The sequence below is a fragment of the Halolamina rubra genome, assembly GCF_000739555.1.
Lineage (GTDB): Archaea > Halobacteriota > Halobacteria > Halobacteriales > Haloferacaceae > Halolamina > Halolamina rubra.
This window is the reverse complement of sequence record NZ_BBJN01000030.1, coordinates 116,699-132,722: the sequence shown is the minus strand read 5'-3', so window position 1 is coordinate 132,722 and position 16,024 is coordinate 116,699. Positions and strand designations below refer to the sequence as shown.

Below are 16,024 nucleotides of genomic sequence, written 5' to 3'. Positions count from 1 at the left end.
ACGGCGGCCGTCGTTCCCCGTCGAGAGCCGGGAACGACGCGTCGGGCGGGTGGATACGTAGTACGGGGCGCCCGGGGCTAAAAGTACCACTATCCCGGAGAGTGACGAGCGCCGTCGTTTTCACCCCCTGCGCCGAACCGGCGCGTATGAACGGGACGGCGTGGCTCCAGCGCCGACAGGTCGCCGTCTACGCCGTCGGCGTCGCGCTCGCAGTCGCCGTCGCTGTCGCCCGGCCCGCTGCCGCGCCGGCGATCGAGGCGCTCATCGACCCGGCCCTGGCGCTGTTGCTGTACGTCACGTTCCTCGAGGTGCCCTTCGTCCGCCTCCGGCAGGCGTTCCGGAACCGCCGGTTCATGGGGGCGGCGCTGGGGATGAACTTCCTCGTCGTCCCGGTCGTGGCGTGGCTGCTGACGCGGGCGCTCCCGGATCGCCCCGCGCTGCTGGTCGGCGCGTTCATGGTGCTGCTGACGCCCTGCATCGACTACGTCATCACGTTCACCGACCTCGCCGGCGGGGACGCCGAGCAGGTCACGGCGGCGACGCCGGCGCTCCTCCTCGCCCAGCTCCTGCTGCTGCCGGCGTACCTCTGGCTGTTCGTCGGGCCGCCCGTCGCGGCGGCGATCGAGCCGCGCCCGTTCCTCGAGGCGTTCCTGCTGATCATCGCGCTCCCGCTGATGCTCGCGTGGCTGACGGAGGCGTGGGCCGATCGCTCGGGCCGCGGCGCCTCGTGGCAGGCGGCGATGGGCTGGCTCCCGGTGCCGATGCTCTCGGCCACGCTGTTCGTCGTGATCGCCTCACAGCTCCCGCGCGTCCGGGGCTCGATCGACCAGATCGCGGCCGTCGTCCCCGTCTACGTCGCGTTCCTGGTCGTGATGCCGCTGCTCGCGCGGGCCGTCGGCGCGCGCCTCGAACTCCCCCTTGCCGAGCGCCGCGCGCTCGTGTTCACGTCGGTGACGCGCAACTCGCTGGTCGTGCTGCCACTGGCGCTCGCCCTCCCCGCGACCTACCGGCTGGCCGCGGCGGTCGTCGTCACGCAGACGCTCGTGGAGCTGGCGGGGATGGTGACGCTGACGCGAGTCGTGCCGCGCTGGCTGGTTCCGGACGCGGCCCGCTGAGGCGACCATTTCCGGCGCGGTGGCCCCCACGCCCAGCCCCGACTCCATCGGCGACCTGCACACGCGAGTGGTGTGTCTGGGCATCGGTTACGAAATTCGTAAAGCTGCTTCGGAACTCGTAGCTATTCGCCGAGCTTATTACGATTCGCGTATTTCGGTGGAGTAATGACGGAGACCGGCAGTGACGACGGAGCGACGTTCGCCCCGGAACCAGTCACGGACGGCGGCACGGCCGACGGCGCGGGCGCCGGCCGGACCATCCTGCTGATCGGCAGCGGCCCGATCCAGATCGGGCAGGCCGCCGAGTTCGACTACTCGGGCGCGCAGGCCTGCCGGGCGCTGCAGGAGGAGGGCGCGGAGGTCGTGCTCGTCAACTCCAACCCGGCGACGATCATGACGGACCCCGAGACCGCCGACCGCGTGTACGTCGAGCCCATCACGCCCGACGCGATCGCGGAGGTGATCCGGAAGGAGCAGCCCGACGGCGTCATCGCCGGCCTCGGCGGGCAGACCGGGCTGAACGTCACCGCCGAACTCGCCGAGCAGGGCGTGCTCGAGGAGCACGACGTGGGATCATGGGGACGCCGCTGGACACGATCTACGCGACGGAGGACCGCGACCTGTTCCGCCAGCGCATGGAGGGGCTCGGCCAGCCGGTGCCGAAGTCGACGACGATCAGCCTCGACGACGACGAGTCGGTGACGGAGATGAGCGAGGACGCGCTGACCGAGCGCGTCGACGCCGCCGTCGACGCCGTCGGCGGGCTCCCGGTGATCGCCCGCACGACCTACACGCTGGGCGGCTCCGGCTCGGGCGTCGTCGACGAGATGGACGAGCTGCTCGAGCGCGTGCGGAAGGGGCTGCGCCTCTCGCGCAACGACGAGGTGCTCGTCACCGAGTCGATCTCGGGCTGGGTCGAGCTCGAGTACGAGGTGATGCGCGACGCGGGCGACTCCTGCATCATCATCTGCAACATGGAGAACCTCGACCCGATGGGGATCCACACCGGCGAGTCGACGGTCGTCACGCCGTCGCAGGTGATCCCCGACGACGGCCACCAGGAGATGCGCGACGCGGCGCTCGAGGTCATCCGCGATCTCGGCATCCAGGGCGGCTGTAACATCCAGTTCGCGTGGCGCGACGACGGCACCCCCGGCGGCGAGTACCGCGTCGTCGAGGTGAACCCGCGCGTCTCCCGCTCCTCCGCGCTGGCGTCGAAGGCGACGGGCTACCCGATCGCCCGCGTCACCGCGAAGGTCGCGCTGGGGAAGCGCCTCCACGAGATCGACAACGAGATCACCGGCGAGACGACCGCCGCCTTCGAGCCCGCGATCGACTACGTGGTGACGAAGGTGCCGCGCTGGCCGATCGACAAGTTCCCCGAGACCGACTTCACGCTCTCGACGGCGATGAAGTCGACCGGCGAGGCGATGTCGATCGGCCGCACGTTCGAGGAGAGCCTGCTGAAGGCGCTCCGGAGCTCCGAGTACGACCCCGCGGTCGACTGGACGGCCGTCGACGACGAGGAGCTCGCCGACGAGTACCTCGTCCGCCCGAGCCCGGACCGCCCGTACGCGATGCTCGAGGCGTTCGTCCGCGGGTTCTCGGTCGACGAGGTCGCCGACCTCACCGGGATCGAGGACTGGTACGTCGGGCGCTTCCAGCACGTCGCCGAAGCGGCTATCGACGCCGCCGCGGGCGACTACACCGCGGCCGCCGAGGTCGGGTTCACCGACAACGAGATCGCGGCCATCGCCGGCGGCGAGTTCCCGGACACCCACGCCTCCTGGCTCCCGGCCTCAGAGCCCGCCGCGGCCGACGACGCCCCGGCGGCGGCGACCGACGGGAGCGGCGTGACGCCGCAGGCAGTCGCCAGCGAGACGCCCGACCGCTCGTTCAAGCAGGTCGACACCTGCGCCGGCGAGTTCGAGGCGTCGACACCGTACTACTACTCCGCGCGCCGCCCGGAGCTGTTCGACGACGCGGGCGCCCACAACGAACTTCAGGTCGACACCGACGTGGAGAGCGTCGTGGTCGTCGGCGGCGGCCCGATCCGCATCGGGCAGGGCGTCGAGTTCGACTACTGTGCGGTCCACGCGGTCCGCGCGCTGGAGGAACTGGGCATCGACGCCCACGTGGTGAACAACAACCCCGAGACGGTGTCGACGGACTACGACACCTCCGACGGACTGTTCTTCGAACCCATCACCGCCGAGGAGGTCGCCGACGCGATCGAGGCGACCGACGCCGACGGCGTGATGGTCCAGTTCGGCGGGCAGACCTCCGTCGACGTGGGCGAGCCGCTCGAGGCGGAGCTGGGACGCCGCGGGCTCGACTGCGAGATCCTCGGCACCGGCGTCGACGCGATGGACCTCGCCGAGGACCGCGACCGCTTCAACCGCCTGCTGGCCGAGCGCGGGATCGAGCAGCCCGCCGGCGGCTCCGCGACGAGCGAGGCCGAGGCGCTCGATCTCGCCCACGAGATCGGCTACCCCGTGCTGGTGCGCCCCTCCTACGTGCTCGGCGGGCGCGCGATGGAGGTCGTCCACAGCGACGAGGAGCTCTGTGAGTACGTCGAGGAGGCCGTGCGCGTCTCTCCCGAGAAGCCGATCCTGGTCGACTCGTTCCTCGAGGACGCGGTCGAGCTCGACGTCGACGCCGTGGCCGACGGCGAGGACGTGCTGATCGGCGGCGTGATGGAACACGTCGAGAGCGCGGGCGTCCACTCGGGCGACTCCGCCTGCGTGATCCCGCCGCGCTCGCTGGACGACGCGACGCTGACCCGCGTCCGCGAAGTGGTGGAGGAGATCGCCGAGGCGCTGTCGACCGTGGGGCTGCTGAACGTCCAGCTGGCGGTCCAGGAGGACGACGACGGCGCGACCGTGTACGTGCTCGAGGCGAACCCGCGCTCCTCGCGCACGGTCCCGTTCGTCTCGAAGGCGACGGGCGTGCCGATCGCGAAGCTCGCCGCCCGCGCGATGGCCGGCGAGTCGCTGGCCGAGATCGACGCCGCCGAGCAGATTCCGGAGCAGCCGAGCGTGAAGGAGGTCGTGCTGCCGTTCGACCGCCTGCCGGACTCGGATCCGCGCCTCGGCCCGGAGATGAAGTCCACCGGCGAGGTGATGGGCACCGCCGAGAGCTTCGGCGCAGCCTACGGGAAGGCACAGATCGCGGCGGGCAACGAGATCCCCGACTCGGGCGCGCTCGCGGTCGACGGCGACTGGCCGGAGGCGGTGATCGACGGGTTCACCGACTACCTCGACGCGGTCGAGCCCGACGACCTGGAGTCGGCGCTGATGGCCGGCGAGGTCGACTTCCTGCTCTCGACGGAGCGCGACAGCCTCAGGACCGCGGTCGACGAGGAAGTTCCCTACCTCTCGACTGAGGCGTCCGCCCGCGCCGCGCTGGCGGCGCTGGAAGCGGGCGAGGAGACCGACGGCTCGCTGGCGGGCGTCGACGTGGCCGCGCTCTCGGACCGTCCGATCACGGAAGAGAACTGGGGCTGAACACGCGAGCGACCGCTACTCCAGCTTGTTGAGCGCCTCGAAGAACTCCGCGTCTGGCCCGGCCAGCCGGATCGGCGTGTCGGCGGTCCGGATCGTCACCGTCGCCGGCGGGTCGGGGCTCCGGGTGACGCGCCCGTCGACGATGACGTGAGCCTCGGGCGCGCCCGAGAGCCGGACCGTGATCTCGCTGTCCAACCCCACCGCCAGCGGCGGCATCCCCGCCTCGGCGCACATCTCGTTGAGCACGACCGCGTCCACGTCGGGGTGAACCAGCGGCCCGGACTCCGAGAGGTTGTACGCGGTCGACCCCGTCGGCGTCGCCGCGAGCACGCCGTCGGCCCGGCCGGAGGAGAACAGCGAGCCGTCGACACGGATCTCGAGGTCGATCCCGCCGGCCGGGCCGCGCTGGGCGCCCTGCAGCACGATCTCGTTCACTGCGGGCGGGCTGACCCAGTCGTCGCCCGCGGCGACCAGCCGGGGGGCTTCCCGGACCGTGAGCTCGCCAGCGCGGAGCGCCTCGACCTCGTCCAGCACCGCCTCGACCGCGTCGTCGGGGCCGATCGCGTTGAGGAACCCCACCTCGCCGAGGTTGACGCCGACGATCGGCGTGTCGCCGACGCCGCGGGCCGCGAACAGGAACGTACCGTCGCCGCCGATGGCGACCACGAGGTCGCACGCGTCCATCGCCGAGACCGGGCGGCCCGACTCCCCGTGTGACTCGGCCGTGGCCTCGTCCAGCCACACCTCCACGTCGGCCTCCCGGAGGCGGTCACGGATGTCCGCCGCCAGGAACGACGCCCGCCTGTTGCCTCGCCGCGCGACGATGCCGACCAGCATGGCTCGCGGTTCCAACCCCGCCGGCAAAAGCGCGCGGATACGTCGCGCCACGGACAACCTTCATTTGTGGGCACGCCGAGAGTCCGACAATGACCGGACGCCTCGCGGGGGTGGACGCGCCCACATGAGCGACGACGAGGAGGAAGACTGGTTCGAGCGCGCGATGCGTGAGGCCGAGGGGGCGTCCGAGGAGGACGAGCCGCCCGAGGAGCGCGACGCGGACGCGACGGACCCGACAGGTGAGGAGCGATCGGACGACGCCCCGGCCGACGACGGCCCGGCCGACGGCGAGCCGGAGGAGGCGCCGGCGTCGAACCCCTTCGGCGACGACAGCGACGACGGGGCCGACCCGTTCGGCGGCGGCAGTCCGAGCGGGGGGACGGAGTCGGATCCCTTCGGCGGCGTGGCCGGCAGTCGGGACCGCTCGGAGCGGACGGACCCGTTCGCCGACGCCCCGGGGTTCGGCGAGGGCGGCGCGCAGGGCGCCGACGACGCCCCGGGGGGGTTCGGCAGCGGTGAGTTCGGCGGCGACGAGGGGTTCGGCGAGGGCGACGAGGGGTTCGGCGGCGGCCGGGAGTCGTTCGAGGACGCCGAGCTCGACTCGGACATCGACCGCATCGACGTGGGGATCGAGGGGCTGGACGAGATGATCCTCGGCGGCGTCCCCCAGCGCTCGCTGATGGTGGCCATCGGCGCCGCCGGGACCGGGAAGACCACGTTCGGGCTCCAGTTCCTCACCGAGGCGCTCGAGGACGAGGGGCGGGCGATCTACATCACGCTCGAGGAGTCCCGGGAGGCGATCCTCTCGACGGCCGAGGAGAAGGGGTGGCCGTTCCGGGAGTGGCGCGACGAGGGGCGGCTCGCGATCGTCTCGATGGACCCGATCGAGATGGCGAACTCGCTATCGTCGATCCGGAACGACATCTCGCGGCTGGTCGAGGAGTTCAACGCCGACCGGCTCGTGCTCGACTCGGTGTCGCTGCTGGAGATGATGTACGACCACCCCGCCCAGCGCCGTTCGGAGGTGTTCGACTTCGCGCGCTCGCTCAAGCGCGCCGGGGTGACGACGATGCTCACCTCCGAGGCGAGCAGCGACGACCCGTACACCTCGCGGTACGGGATCATCGAGTACCTCGTCGACGCGGTGTTCATCCTGCAGTACGTCCGGCCCTCGGACTTCCGGGAGACGCGGCTGGCGGTGGAGATCCAGAAGATCCGGGACGCGAACCACTCCCGCGAGACAAAGCCGTACGAGATCACCAACGAGGGGATCTCGGTGTACCGGCAGGCGAACATCTTCTGAAGCTCGGTTCCGGCGACGGGCAGCCGGAACCGTGTGACGTTCGGCCGCGGTGGCGACCAACCGCGGCCGGGAGGCGTCCACGCCCCCGCGGCGCACCCGTCGGAGTAAAGAACCCCGCGGGTCAGGTGGTGGGTATGGTCTCGGTCCCGCGCGGGCTGCTCCGGCGGCTGTTCAACCGCGAGTTCAGGCCCGCCGACGTGGCCCAGCAGGTCGTCGGTGGCTTCCTGCTCGCGGGACCGTTCGTCGTCACCGAGGAGGTGTGGGTGCTCGCGGGGTACATGAACGTCGTGCAGTGGGCAGTGACGGTCGCGATGGTGTTCGCGATCGGCTGGGGCGCGCTCTACCGCGCCGACAGCGACCGGGACGCCGACGACGAGACCGAGGTCGCGGGGATCCCGTACCGCTTTCTGACGCTGATGCTGGTCTCCTTCGGCTCGGTGCTGGTGCTGGCGTACAGCTTCGCCGCCCCCCAGGCGTTCGGCGCGGACGCCTACCAGACGGCGAAGGCGGTGAGCATCGGCGCCGTGTTCGCGGTGGTCGGGGCCGCCACCGCCGACAGTGTGTTCTAGCCTTCCACGGCGCGCGCCCGGCTCCAGCCTCCGTGCTGGAGCCACGAAGCTCGATGCCGTGGAAGTGTTCTAGCCGGCGGCGGCTCGTGACCTACCGCGCGCTCCGTCGCGCGGCGACGGAACTCGACGCCGCAGACGTGTGGCGACCGTTTACGGCGAGCGACCGCGCGGCGTCGACGCCGGCACGTCGTACTCCCGCTGTTTCCACCCCCCACCGACGACGGAGTTAAATCCCCGTCACGACTACTCCCCCCAAGCGTGAGCGCGACCGTCGAGACGCGCCGGGACCCGCGGGGCGACGCTACCCACGAGTCCGCGGCGTGGCAACTGAAAGAGCGGATTCGCAGGGAGGAAGGCGTGCTGAAGCAGCGCCGGAGCTTCTTCAGGGACGCCTACCGCCGTGCCGACTGCCGGCTGCTGTTCGTCGACGACGAGCTCGCGGGGTTCGTCTCGGCCCGCCGGGACGGCTACATCCTCTTTCTCGCGGTGTCGCCCGAGTACCGCGGCGAGGGGTTCGGCGAGCGCCTCGTCGCCGCCGTCGCCGAGGACCACGACTCCGTCACCTGCCACGCCCGGGCGACCAACGACGACGCGCTGTCGTTCTACCGCCACATCGGCTTCGAGGACGTGCGCCGCATCGAGAGCTACTACGAGGACGGCGGCGACGCGTTCTACCTCAAACTCGGCGAGGACCGGACGCTCTCGGAGAAGCTCTCGGAGTTCGTCCGCCGGTAATCGGCCGTCGTGGCTCGCTCGTCGTCTCGCTCGCCGACCGGCTTCTGAACACGGCGGAGGGACTGCGACCGGCAGCAGCTGTTTTTGCGCTCGCACCCCCACGCCACCACATGGACGCCCACCTGCGGGCCGGCGTCGCCGTCTACAACGAGGGCGAGTACCACGGCGCACACGACGCCTGGGAGGAGCTGTGGCTGGACCTGGCGGCGGGCACCGACGACGAGCGGTTCCTGCACGGCCTGATCCAGTTCACTGCGGCGGTGTTTCACGCGCGGTACGGGAACTGGGCCGGCGCGGTCGGGCTGGCCGACAGCGGACGGGAGTATCTTCGGGACCTCCCCGGCGACTACCGGCGGGTGAACGTCGACGCCGCCCGGTCGTACCTCGCAGCGCTCGAAGCCGACCCGGAGCGGATCGAACGCGCACGACCGCCGGCGCTCCGCGTCGACGGCGACGCATTGCTGTACGACGATCTATCGTTCGACGCGGCCGTGATCGCCGCCGGGGTGCTCGCGGCGGAGCACGGGTACGACGAGTCACGACGGGAGGAGGCGGCGTCGTTCGCGCTGGCGAACCTCGGTGACGACGGGGCGCCGGGGTTCGAGACACTCGTTGTTGAGTTCCTCCGCGGTTCGGCAGAGCATTGAGGAACCCACTGCATCTGTCCCGGGACACCAGTACCTTCCCGACGACGTCGCACGGAACGGTCGCTAGTGCGAACGTCGCAGCCGGGAGGGAAGCGGGCGGGGCAGACGTCTCTCTCCCCGCCGACGGCGAGATCCGCGTGGAACCGACCTGCGAAACCGTGTACGCGACCCCGGAACCGTAGTCACTGACGGGAGTTCTCACGCTGCATCGAGCGAGGGGCTCGTCTACCGCAGAGGGCTCGCGGTCCCGACTACGCCAGCGCCTCGTCGAACGCCTGCTGCAGGTCGGCCTTCAGGTCGTCGACGTGCTCGACGCCGACGCTCACTCGGATCAGGCCGTCCGTGAGTCCCGCCGCCTCGCGCTCCTCCTTCGGGATCGCCGCGTGGGTCATCGTCGCCGGCTGCTCGATCAGGCTCTCGACGCCGCCGAGGCTCTCGGCGAGCGTGAACACGTCGGTCTCGGAGACGACCGTCTCGGCCTGCTCCAGCGTGCCGTCGAGTTCGAAGCTGAGCATCCCGCCGAAGTCGTCCATCTGCTCGCTCGCGAGCTCGTGGTCCGGGTGGCTCTCCAGCCCGGGGTAGTAGACGCGGTCCACGGCGTCGTGATCCTGCAGCCAGTGGGCGAGTTCGCTCGCGTTCTCGCAGTGACGGTCCATCCGCACCGGCAGCGTCTTCGTCCCGCGGAGGACGAGGAAGCAGTCGAACGGCGACGGCGTGGCGCCGACGGAGTTCTGGTAGAAGCCGATGCGCTCGTCGAGGTCAGCGTCGTCGACGATCAGCGCGCCGCCGACCACGTCGGAGTGGCCGCCGAGGTACTTCGTCAGCGAGTGGGAGACGATGTCGGCGCCGTGCTCGAGGGGTCGCTGGAGCATCGGCGTCGCGAACGTGTTGTCCACCGCCGAGAGCGCGCCGTACTCGTCGGCGATGTCGGTCAGCGCGTCGATGTCGTTGACGTTCATCAGCGGGTTCGTCGGCGTCTCGACCCAGAGCAGTTCGGTGTTCTCCCGCATCGCGTCCCGGACGGCGTCGTGGTCCGTGGTGTCGACGAAGTCGAACTCCAGGTCGTACTCCTCGTACACCTGCGTGAAGATGCGGTGGGTGCCGCCGTACACGTCGTCGCGGCGACGACGTGGTCCCCGGATTCGAGGAGGTTCAGCACGGTGTTGATCGAGCCCATCCCGGAGGAGAACGCGCGGCCGAACTCGCCGCCCTCCAGTGCGGCGAGGTTCGATTCGAGGTCGGTCCGGGTGGGGTTGCCCGTCCGGGAGTACTCGTAGCCGCGGTGGTCGCCCGGCGCGTCCTGCTCGTACGTGGAGTTGGCGTAGATCGGCGTCATCAGCGCGCCGGTCTCCTCGTCCGGCTCCTGGCCGGCGTGGATGGCCCGGGTCTCGATGCGCTCGTCGTCGCCGCGGTCGTCGCTCATACCGGCGAGTAGGGCGGTGGGGGCGTCATAGTTCCGCTTCCGGCGTGGTCGGGGTTGGGGCTCGTCGCCCGCGCGACGCAGGGGCCGCCCGCGCGGGCCACAGACGTGACTCGAGAACGCATCGTTTATACGCCGACCGCGAGTACGCGACGACAAGACCATGCCTAGCTCCAACGGGCCCAACACTGGCACTCGCAACAAGCTGTCCAACCACCCCCGGGACCGCGGCACGTCGCCACCCCAGCGCGCCATCGCCGAGTTCGACGAGGGGCAGAAGGTCCACCTCGTGCTCGACCCGTCGGTCGAGGACGGTCGGTTCCACGCCCGCTTCAGCGGCCACACCGGCGAGGTCGTCGGCACGCAGGGCGACGCGTTCAAGGTCCAGATCACCGACGGCGGCAAGGAGAAGACGATCATCGCCAGCGCCGCCCACCTTCGCGCACAGGAGGAGTAATGACGATCTTCAAAGAGAAGCTCGACGAGGAGTACCTCACGGCCGCGGAGGTCAAAGAGGAGCTCCAGGACGTCGAGGAACAGCGCGCGGCCGAGGACGACCGCGAGCTCCGCTACGAGCTCGCACGCGCCATCGAGCACGTGAACCGCTTCGCGCTGCTCGACGCCGAGGAGTCCCGCGAGCTGGTCGAGCGCCTGAAGGAGCTCGACAAGGTCGACAACCCGACCGCCCACAAGATCGCGGACCTGCTACCCCGCGACCGCGACGAGCTCCGGACGGTGTACGCCCAGGAGCGCTACTCGCTCTCGGGCGAGGAGCTCGACGCGATCCTCGACGTCGTCGCGGAGTACGCCTGAGTTCTCCCGGCCCGGTCCCACACCGGGCGACAGTTTATCCGTCGCGATGACTTATCAGGGGCATGAGCGATGCAGAAGAGTCCGACACGGCCGAGGACACGGCCGAGGACGCAGCCGTCGAGCACGCGGTCGTGCTCGACCATCTCCCCTACGGACGCCCCGACGACGACCGACCACAGCACCAGAAACCCGAGATCGCCTACGCGGTCGGCGAGGAGGAGTTCGACCTGTTCGAGCTCACGCTCGTCGACGGCGCCGACGTGAGCATCGGCGACCGGATCGTCGTCGCGCCGGACGCCGACCGCGAGCTGGTCGACCGCTACCGCGAGATCCAGCACGACGATCTCTCCCGGGGCGCCGAACAGGAGCTGGAGTACGTGATCGAGGAGATCGTCGACCGCCACCCCAAGCGCTTCCTCGACTACTTCAACGACGCCCAGCCGCTGACTCTGCGGCTCCACCAGCTGAACGTCCTGCCCGGGATCGGCGACAAGCTCCGGGACGACATCCTCGACAGCCGCAAGCGACAGGGCCCCTTCGAGAGCTTCGAAGACCTGGAGGAGCGCATCTCCGGCCTCCACGACGCGAAAGGGACCGTCGTCGACCGGATCATCGAGGAGCTCACCGAGGACGTGAAGTACCGCGCGTTCGTCGGCGAGGAGTAGTTTTCTCGCGGGCACTGTGTAGCTCCCCCGCCGCGCTCTGACAGCCGCCGAACAGGTCGAACGGGGCCGGAGCGGGGCTTTTAACGCCGACGGCCCGCTACCGCGGGTAATGACTGGCCCCGACGACCCTCGGGATCCCGACGCCCTCATCCGCCGTGCCAAGCGGGGGAACCCGGAGTTCGATCAGCACTTCCTGGTCGACGACCGGGTGCTCGACCGGCTCCCGGGCTACCTCCCCGAGTCGGCCGACCGCTCACACGTACTGGAGATCGGCGGCGGGACGGGGGCACTCACCGACCGGCTGCTTGCAGCGGCGCCCGAGGGCGGCGAGGTGACCGTCGTCGAGCGCGACCCGGACCTCGTCGCGTTCCTACGCGAGGAGTTCACCGCGGCCATCGACGCCGGCGAGCTAACGGTGATCGCCGGCGACGCGCTCGCGGTCGACCTCCCCGAGTTCTCGGCCTCGGTGTCGAACCTCCCGTACGGCGCCTCCTCGGAGATCGCGTTCGACCTCCTCCCGCGGAAGCGTCCGCTGGTGTTGATGTTCCAGCGGGAGTTCGCCGAGCGCATGGTCGCCGAGCCCGGCGACGACGACTACGGGCGGCTCTCGGTGTCGGCCCAGCACTACGCCGACGTGGAGATCGTCGAGCACGTGCCCGCGGAGGCGTTCGACCCGCGACCGCGGGTCGACAGCGCGGTCGTGCGCTGTACGCCCCGCGAGCCCGAGTACGAAGTGGCCGACGAGGACTTCTTCCTCCGGTTCGTGAAGGCGCTGTTCACCCAGCGCCGGAAGACGATGCGCAACGCGGTGCGGAACACCGGCCACATCTCCGGGCTCGAGACGCCGGACGCGGTCGTCGACGCGGCCGACGAGTCGCTGATGAGCCGGCGCGCGGGCACCGTCACGCCCGCCGAGTTCGCCGAGCTGGCGGCGCTGGCCCGGCAGGTCGACCCCGGCGTCGAGGGGGGTGGCTGAATGTCGACGCACACCCTCCGCGAGCTGATCTGGTCGGCGACCGTGTCGACGGAGGCCCGGATCCTGGCGACGGTGCTCGTGTTGGCGCTGTTCGCGGGGCTCAGCGTCGGCGTCCGGACGCTCGGCGCCCGACTGAAACAGCACGTCGACGAGGCCGTCGCGGAGTCGGTGCAGGCGACCGTCGTCGCGCTCGCGACCGCCCTGACGGCGATGTTCCTGGTGACGGTCTGGCGGGCGGGCTGGCTGCTCGAACAGGGGTTCGCCCAGATCGACCCCTCCCGACAGCAGGTCGTCGCGACCGTACTGAGCGGCGTCATCCTCGTCGCCGCGTACCTGCTGACGCGGTTCACCAAGAACAGCATCCGGCGGCTCTCGAAGGAGCGCGGCGCCATCACCGACCACCAGCAGGAGGTCGCTCACCACGTCGTCCAGCTGCTGATCTTCGGGATGGCCGTGCTGGTCGTGCTGGGGATCTGGAACGTCGACCCGAGCCAGCTGCTGCTCGGCGCCGGCGCCGCGGGTGTCGTGATCGGCCTCGCGGCGCGACAGACCCTCGGCGCGGTGCTCGCGGGCTTCGTCGTGCTGTTCTCCCGGCCGTTCGATCTCGGCGACTGGGTCGTCATCGGCGACGAGGAGGGGATCGTCACCGACATCAGCGTGTTCAACACCCAGATCCGCACGTTCGACGAGGAGTACGTGATGATCCCCAACGACATCGTCACCGACACGGAGGTGCGCAACCGCTCCCGGAAGGGCCGACTGCGCCTCGAGACCGACGTGGGCGTCGACTACGACACCGACGTGGAGCACGCGATGGAGGTCGCCGCCGCGGCGATGGCGGAAACCGAGACGCCGATGGAGCGCCCCGACCCCAACGTCGTGCTCGCGGAGTTCGGCGGCTCGAGCGTCGTGCTCCGCCTGCGCTACTACATCGACAACCCCAGCGCCCGGAAGATGTGGAAGGCCCGGACGGAGGTCATCGCGGCGGTCAAGGAGGCGTTCGCCGCCGAGGGGATCAAGATCCCGTTCCCGCAGCGCGAACTCTCCGGGCGGGCCGAGGCCGAGAGCCTCGCGGTCTCCGGGGTAGCCGCCGACGGCGAGCGTGACGACGGCGACGGCGGCGACGACGACCGCGTCGAGCGCGAGGCGGCCGCCGCGGACGGCTCCGGCGACGACGGGGGCGACGAATGACCGCGAACGAGCCCGACGACGAATCGACGGCGACCAAGCTCGCGGACCGCCGCGGCCAGGAGACGAACGTGTACCAGCCCGCGGAGGACTCGGGACTGCTCGCCGACGCCGCCGAGGAGTTCGCCCGCGGGCGGACGCTGGAGGTCGGCACCGGCTCGGGCTGGGTCGCCGAGCAGGTCGGCCCCCACGTCCCGTCGGTCGTCGCCGCCGACGTGAACCCCCACGCCTGCCGGCAGGCCCGCGAACGCGGCATCGAGACGGTCCGGACGAACCTGCTCGACGCGTTCGGCGACGGGAGCTTCGACACGGTGCTGTTCAACCCGCCGTACCTCCCGACCGACCCGGAGAACGAGTGGGACGACTGGATGGAGCAGGCGCTCTCCGGCGGCGAGAGCGGCCGCGAACTGATCGCGCCGTTCCTCGACGATCTCGGGCGCGTGCTCGCGCCCGGCGGGCAGGCGCTGCTGCTCGTCTCCTCGCTCGCCGGCTACGAGGAGGTCGAGGAGCTGGTTCGCGACGCCGGCTTCGTTCCGGAAGAAGTGCGACAGGAGTCCTACCCCTTCGAGACGCTGTCGATCCTGCGGCTGACGCGGTTCTCGATCTGTGGGAAGCCGTCGAGCGGGAAGATCGAGTAGCTGCCGCTAGTCGAGTACCGTCGAAGTTTTGCGAGGGAAGAACGCTCTGTGAGCGTCCTCCCGCACTGTGTGCCAGTGCGAGGGAAGGGATTTGAACCCTTGGACCTCTACAGGAGCGGATCTTGAGTCCGCCGCCGTTTCCCAGCTTGGCTACCCTCGCACGCAGTCCGTGGAAACGGGCCGTCGGGGTTTAAGCCACCGGTTCGGACCGACCGCCGTCGGTCCGTCGGTTGGTTCGTACTGGCGCCTGCTCGGCCCGGCGATAGTTTCACGCCCCCACCGCCACTACATCTCGGACGATGGACGAGCACACCCGCGACCCCGGCGTGGCGCCGCCGCTGGGGAACCCCACCGGGTGGCGCGAGGACCGCCGCTGGGAGCACGCGACGCTCCGCCGGGCGGCCGAACACGGCGTGCGCCTCTACAACGACGGCGCCTACACCGAGAGCTACGACTGCTTCAAGTTCGAGTGGTACAACTACGGCCGCGGCACGGCGGAGTCGGCGTTCTGCCACGGGATGCAGCAGGTCGCCGCCGGGACGCACAAACACGCCGCAGACTGCGGCCGGGGCGCCGACGCCGGCGACGCCGGGATGCGCTCGCTGTTCTCCACCGCGCTCGAGTACCTCCACGGCGTCCCCGACGACTTCTACGGCGTCGACGTGGCCGCCGTCCGGCGCCGCCTGCTGGTCGCGATCTTCGAACCGGCCCTGATCGACGACTGGCGCATCGCCATCGACGACCACACCCCGGACGCCTACCCCGCCGACTACGAGTACGCGGCGGGGCTGGGCTGACGTGCTCGCCCCCCCAGCGCGTCGCCGACGCCGAGTACGCCAAACGCCGGGTGCTCGCCGACGAGACCGACACCCGGTTCGGGACGTTCGTCCACGACTCGACCCACGAACACAGAGCGGCGGCGACCCAACTGCTCGACGCGCGGCTCCCGGCCGTCGAGACGCCGAGTCGGCCGACGCGCGATGGGGCCGCCCGCGCGCTCCTTGATCGAGTTGACGCGCTGTTCGAGCGGCACGACCGCCCACAGCGCGTCGTCGCCGGCGTCGACGCCGAGACGGCGGCCCGACTCGCGCCGCTGGCCAGAGCGCGAGGCTACGAGCGCGAGGACTACTGGGCGCTGGTCGCCCACGACGTCGACGCCCGCGCGGCCCCGGACGCCCTGCGGTTCGACGTTCGATCGCACGGCAGCGACGCCGCCCGCGCCGTCCACGAGTCGGTCGGCCGCGACCCCGAAGGCGTCGCGTACGCCGCCGCGGTCGCGAGCGCGCTGGGTGGCCAGGAGCTGGTCGCGGTCCGCGACGGCGAACCGGTCGGGGCCGCCGGCTGGTACGTCCACGGCGGCGCCGACGACCCCGTGGCTCGGCTGACCCACGTCGGCGTCCGTCCCGGGGCACAGAGCGAGGGCGTCGGATCGGCGCTGCTCCGGACGCTCGTCGATCGCTGCCCGCTCCCCCCGGCCCGAATCGTCGTCTGTGCGACCGCCGACCGGTCGGGGTTCTACGAGTCGCTGGGGTTCGTCCGGAACACCGCCCTCTGGCGGTTCGCCCGGCTCCCCTGAGCCGGCGACGGTCGCCCCGACCGGAGCGCCTTTGGC

Annotated in this window: 14 protein-coding genes, 1 tRNA gene and 2 pseudogenes; 14 read left to right on the top strand and 3 right to left on the bottom strand. The window is 70.8% G+C overall.

What is annotated here, in order from left to right:
* Positions 1-146 precede the first annotated feature (146 nt).
* Together ACP95_RS08940 and carB are read left to right on the top strand one after the other, a co-directional pair.
* Complete coding sequence (locus ACP95_RS08940; RefSeq protein ID WP_049980866.1) at positions 147-1,115, top strand: arsenic resistance protein; 969 nt, start codon at positions 147-149, stop codon at positions 1,113-1,115.
* A gap of 165 nt (positions 1,116-1,280) precedes the next feature.
* A pseudogene (carB, locus tag ACP95_RS08935) lies at positions 1,281-4,621 on the top strand (carbamoyl-phosphate synthase large subunit).
* Positions 4,622-4,636: 15 nt separating this feature from the next.
* Here carB and ACP95_RS08930 read toward each other — a convergent pair.
* Positions 4,637-5,458: an NAD(+)/NADH kinase gene (locus tag ACP95_RS08930; RefSeq protein ID WP_049980865.1), complete on the bottom strand. Its 822-nt coding sequence runs from the start codon at positions 5,456-5,458 to the stop codon at positions 4,637-4,639.
* A 124-nt stretch (positions 5,459-5,582) separates the two neighbouring features.
* On the opposite strand from ACP95_RS08930, the gene ACP95_RS08925 reads away from it, so the two are divergent.
* The 4 genes from ACP95_RS08925 (at position 5,583) to ACP95_RS08910 (ending at position 8,712) form a co-directional block, all read left to right on the top strand.
* Positions 5,583-6,761 carry a KaiC domain-containing protein gene (locus tag ACP95_RS08925; protein ID WP_049980864.1) on the top strand — a complete coding sequence of 393 codons (1,179 nt, stop codon included), beginning with the start codon at positions 5,583-5,585 and terminating at the stop codon, positions 6,759-6,761.
* 134 nt (positions 6,762-6,895) lie between these two features.
* On the top strand, positions 6,896-7,330 hold the full coding sequence (locus ACP95_RS08920) for a hypothetical protein (protein WP_049980863.1): 435 nt from the start codon (positions 6,896-6,898) through the stop codon (positions 7,328-7,330).
* Positions 7,331-7,588: 258 nt separating this feature from the next.
* Entirely contained in the window at positions 7,589-8,065 is a 477-nt protein-coding gene (locus ACP95_RS08915) for a GNAT family N-acetyltransferase (protein ID WP_049980862.1), read from the top strand.
* A 110-nt stretch (positions 8,066-8,175) separates the two neighbouring features.
* Positions 8,176-8,712, top strand: a complete 537-nt coding sequence (locus ACP95_RS08910) for a DUF309 domain-containing protein (RefSeq protein WP_049980861.1) — start codon at positions 8,176-8,178, stop codon at positions 8,710-8,712.
* Positions 8,713-8,963: 251 nt separating this feature from the next.
* On the opposite strand, the pseudogene ACP95_RS08905 reads toward ACP95_RS08910, so the two are convergent.
* A pseudogene (locus ACP95_RS08905) lies at positions 8,964-10,135 on the bottom strand (cystathionine gamma-synthase).
* 160 nt (positions 10,136-10,295) lie between these two features.
* Between ACP95_RS08905 and ACP95_RS08900 the strand changes: the two are divergent.
* The 6 genes from ACP95_RS08900 (at position 10,296) to ACP95_RS08875 (ending at position 14,412) form a co-directional block, all read left to right on the top strand.
* The gene (locus ACP95_RS08900) at positions 10,296-10,589 is read left to right on the top strand and encodes a 50S ribosomal protein L21e (protein WP_049980860.1); all 294 of its coding nucleotides are present in this window, start codon (positions 10,296-10,298) and stop codon (positions 10,587-10,589) included.
* On the top strand, positions 10,589-10,945 hold the full coding sequence (locus ACP95_RS08895; protein ID WP_049980859.1) for an RNA polymerase Rpb4 family protein: 357 nt from the start codon (positions 10,589-10,591) through the stop codon (positions 10,943-10,945). The genes ACP95_RS08900 and ACP95_RS08895 overlap by 1 nt, the downstream gene beginning before the upstream one ends.
* A 62-nt stretch (positions 10,946-11,007) precedes the next feature.
* Positions 11,008-11,610, top strand: coding sequence for a DUF655 domain-containing protein (locus ACP95_RS08890; protein ID WP_049980858.1), 603 nt, complete (start codon positions 11,008-11,010; stop codon positions 11,608-11,610).
* A 109-nt stretch (positions 11,611-11,719) separates the two neighbouring features.
* Positions 11,720-12,586 carry a 16S ribosomal RNA methyltransferase A gene (locus tag ACP95_RS08885; RefSeq protein ID WP_049980857.1) on the top strand — a complete coding sequence of 289 codons (867 nt, stop codon included), beginning with the start codon at positions 11,720-11,722 and terminating at the stop codon, positions 12,584-12,586.
* A complete protein-coding gene (locus ACP95_RS08880) occupies positions 12,587-13,777 on the top strand; it encodes a mechanosensitive ion channel family protein (protein WP_049980856.1) in 1,191 nt (396 codons plus the stop codon). It abuts the gene before it with no gap.
* A complete protein-coding gene (locus ACP95_RS08875; protein ID WP_049980855.1) occupies positions 13,774-14,412 on the top strand; it encodes a HemK2/MTQ2 family protein methyltransferase in 639 nt (212 codons plus the stop codon). The genes ACP95_RS08880 and ACP95_RS08875 overlap by 4 nt, the downstream gene beginning before the upstream one ends.
* Before the next feature lie 76 nt (positions 14,413-14,488).
* Here ACP95_RS08875 and ACP95_RS08870 read toward each other — a convergent pair.
* A tRNA-Leu gene (locus ACP95_RS08870) sits at positions 14,489-14,572 on the bottom strand.
* 139 nt (positions 14,573-14,711) lie between these two features.
* On the opposite strand from ACP95_RS08870, the gene ACP95_RS08865 reads away from it, so the two are divergent.
* Both ACP95_RS08865 and ACP95_RS08860 read left to right on the top strand, forming a co-directional pair.
* The gene (locus ACP95_RS08865; protein WP_049980854.1) at positions 14,712-15,209 is read left to right on the top strand and encodes a DUF309 domain-containing protein; all 498 of its coding nucleotides are present in this window, start codon (positions 14,712-14,714) and stop codon (positions 15,207-15,209) included.
* Positions 15,210-15,259: 50 nt separating this feature from the next.
* Complete coding sequence (locus tag ACP95_RS08860) at positions 15,260-15,988, top strand: GNAT family N-acetyltransferase (RefSeq protein ID WP_049980853.1); 729 nt, start codon at positions 15,260-15,262, stop codon at positions 15,986-15,988.
* The last annotated feature ends 36 nt before the right edge of the window (positions 15,989-16,024 follow it).

Excerpts from the sequence above, each read along its gene's own strand:
- ACP95_RS08940 (WP_049980866.1), top strand. The coding sequence starts at position 147 with ATGAACGGGACGGCGTGGCTCCAGCGCCGACAGGTCGCCGTCTACGCC.
- ACP95_RS08930 (WP_049980865.1), bottom strand. The coding sequence starts at position 5,458 with ATGCTGGTCGGCATCGTCGCGCGGCGAGGCAACAGGCGGGCGTCGTTC.
- ACP95_RS08925 (WP_049980864.1), top strand. The coding sequence starts at position 5,583 with ATGAGCGACGACGAGGAGGAAGACTGGTTCGAGCGCGCGATGCGTGAG.
- ACP95_RS08920 (WP_049980863.1), top strand. The coding sequence starts at position 6,896 with ATGGTCTCGGTCCCGCGCGGGCTGCTCCGGCGGCTGTTCAACCGCGAG.
- ACP95_RS08910 (WP_049980861.1), top strand. The coding sequence starts at position 8,176 with ATGGACGCCCACCTGCGGGCCGGCGTCGCCGTCTACAACGAGGGCGAG.
- ACP95_RS08900 (WP_049980860.1), top strand. The coding sequence starts at position 10,296 with ATGCCTAGCTCCAACGGGCCCAACACTGGCACTCGCAACAAGCTGTCC.
- ACP95_RS08895 (WP_049980859.1), top strand. The coding sequence starts at position 10,589 with ATGACGATCTTCAAAGAGAAGCTCGACGAGGAGTACCTCACGGCCGCG.
- ACP95_RS08890 (WP_049980858.1), top strand. The coding sequence starts at position 11,008 with ATGAGCGATGCAGAAGAGTCCGACACGGCCGAGGACACGGCCGAGGAC.
- ACP95_RS08885 (WP_049980857.1), top strand. The coding sequence starts at position 11,720 with ATGACTGGCCCCGACGACCCTCGGGATCCCGACGCCCTCATCCGCCGT.
- ACP95_RS08880 (WP_049980856.1), top strand. The coding sequence starts at position 12,587 with ATGTCGACGCACACCCTCCGCGAGCTGATCTGGTCGGCGACCGTGTCG.
- ACP95_RS08875 (WP_049980855.1), top strand. The coding sequence starts at position 13,774 with ATGACCGCGAACGAGCCCGACGACGAATCGACGGCGACCAAGCTCGCG.
- ACP95_RS08865 (WP_049980854.1), top strand. The coding sequence starts at position 14,712 with ATGGACGAGCACACCCGCGACCCCGGCGTGGCGCCGCCGCTGGGGAAC.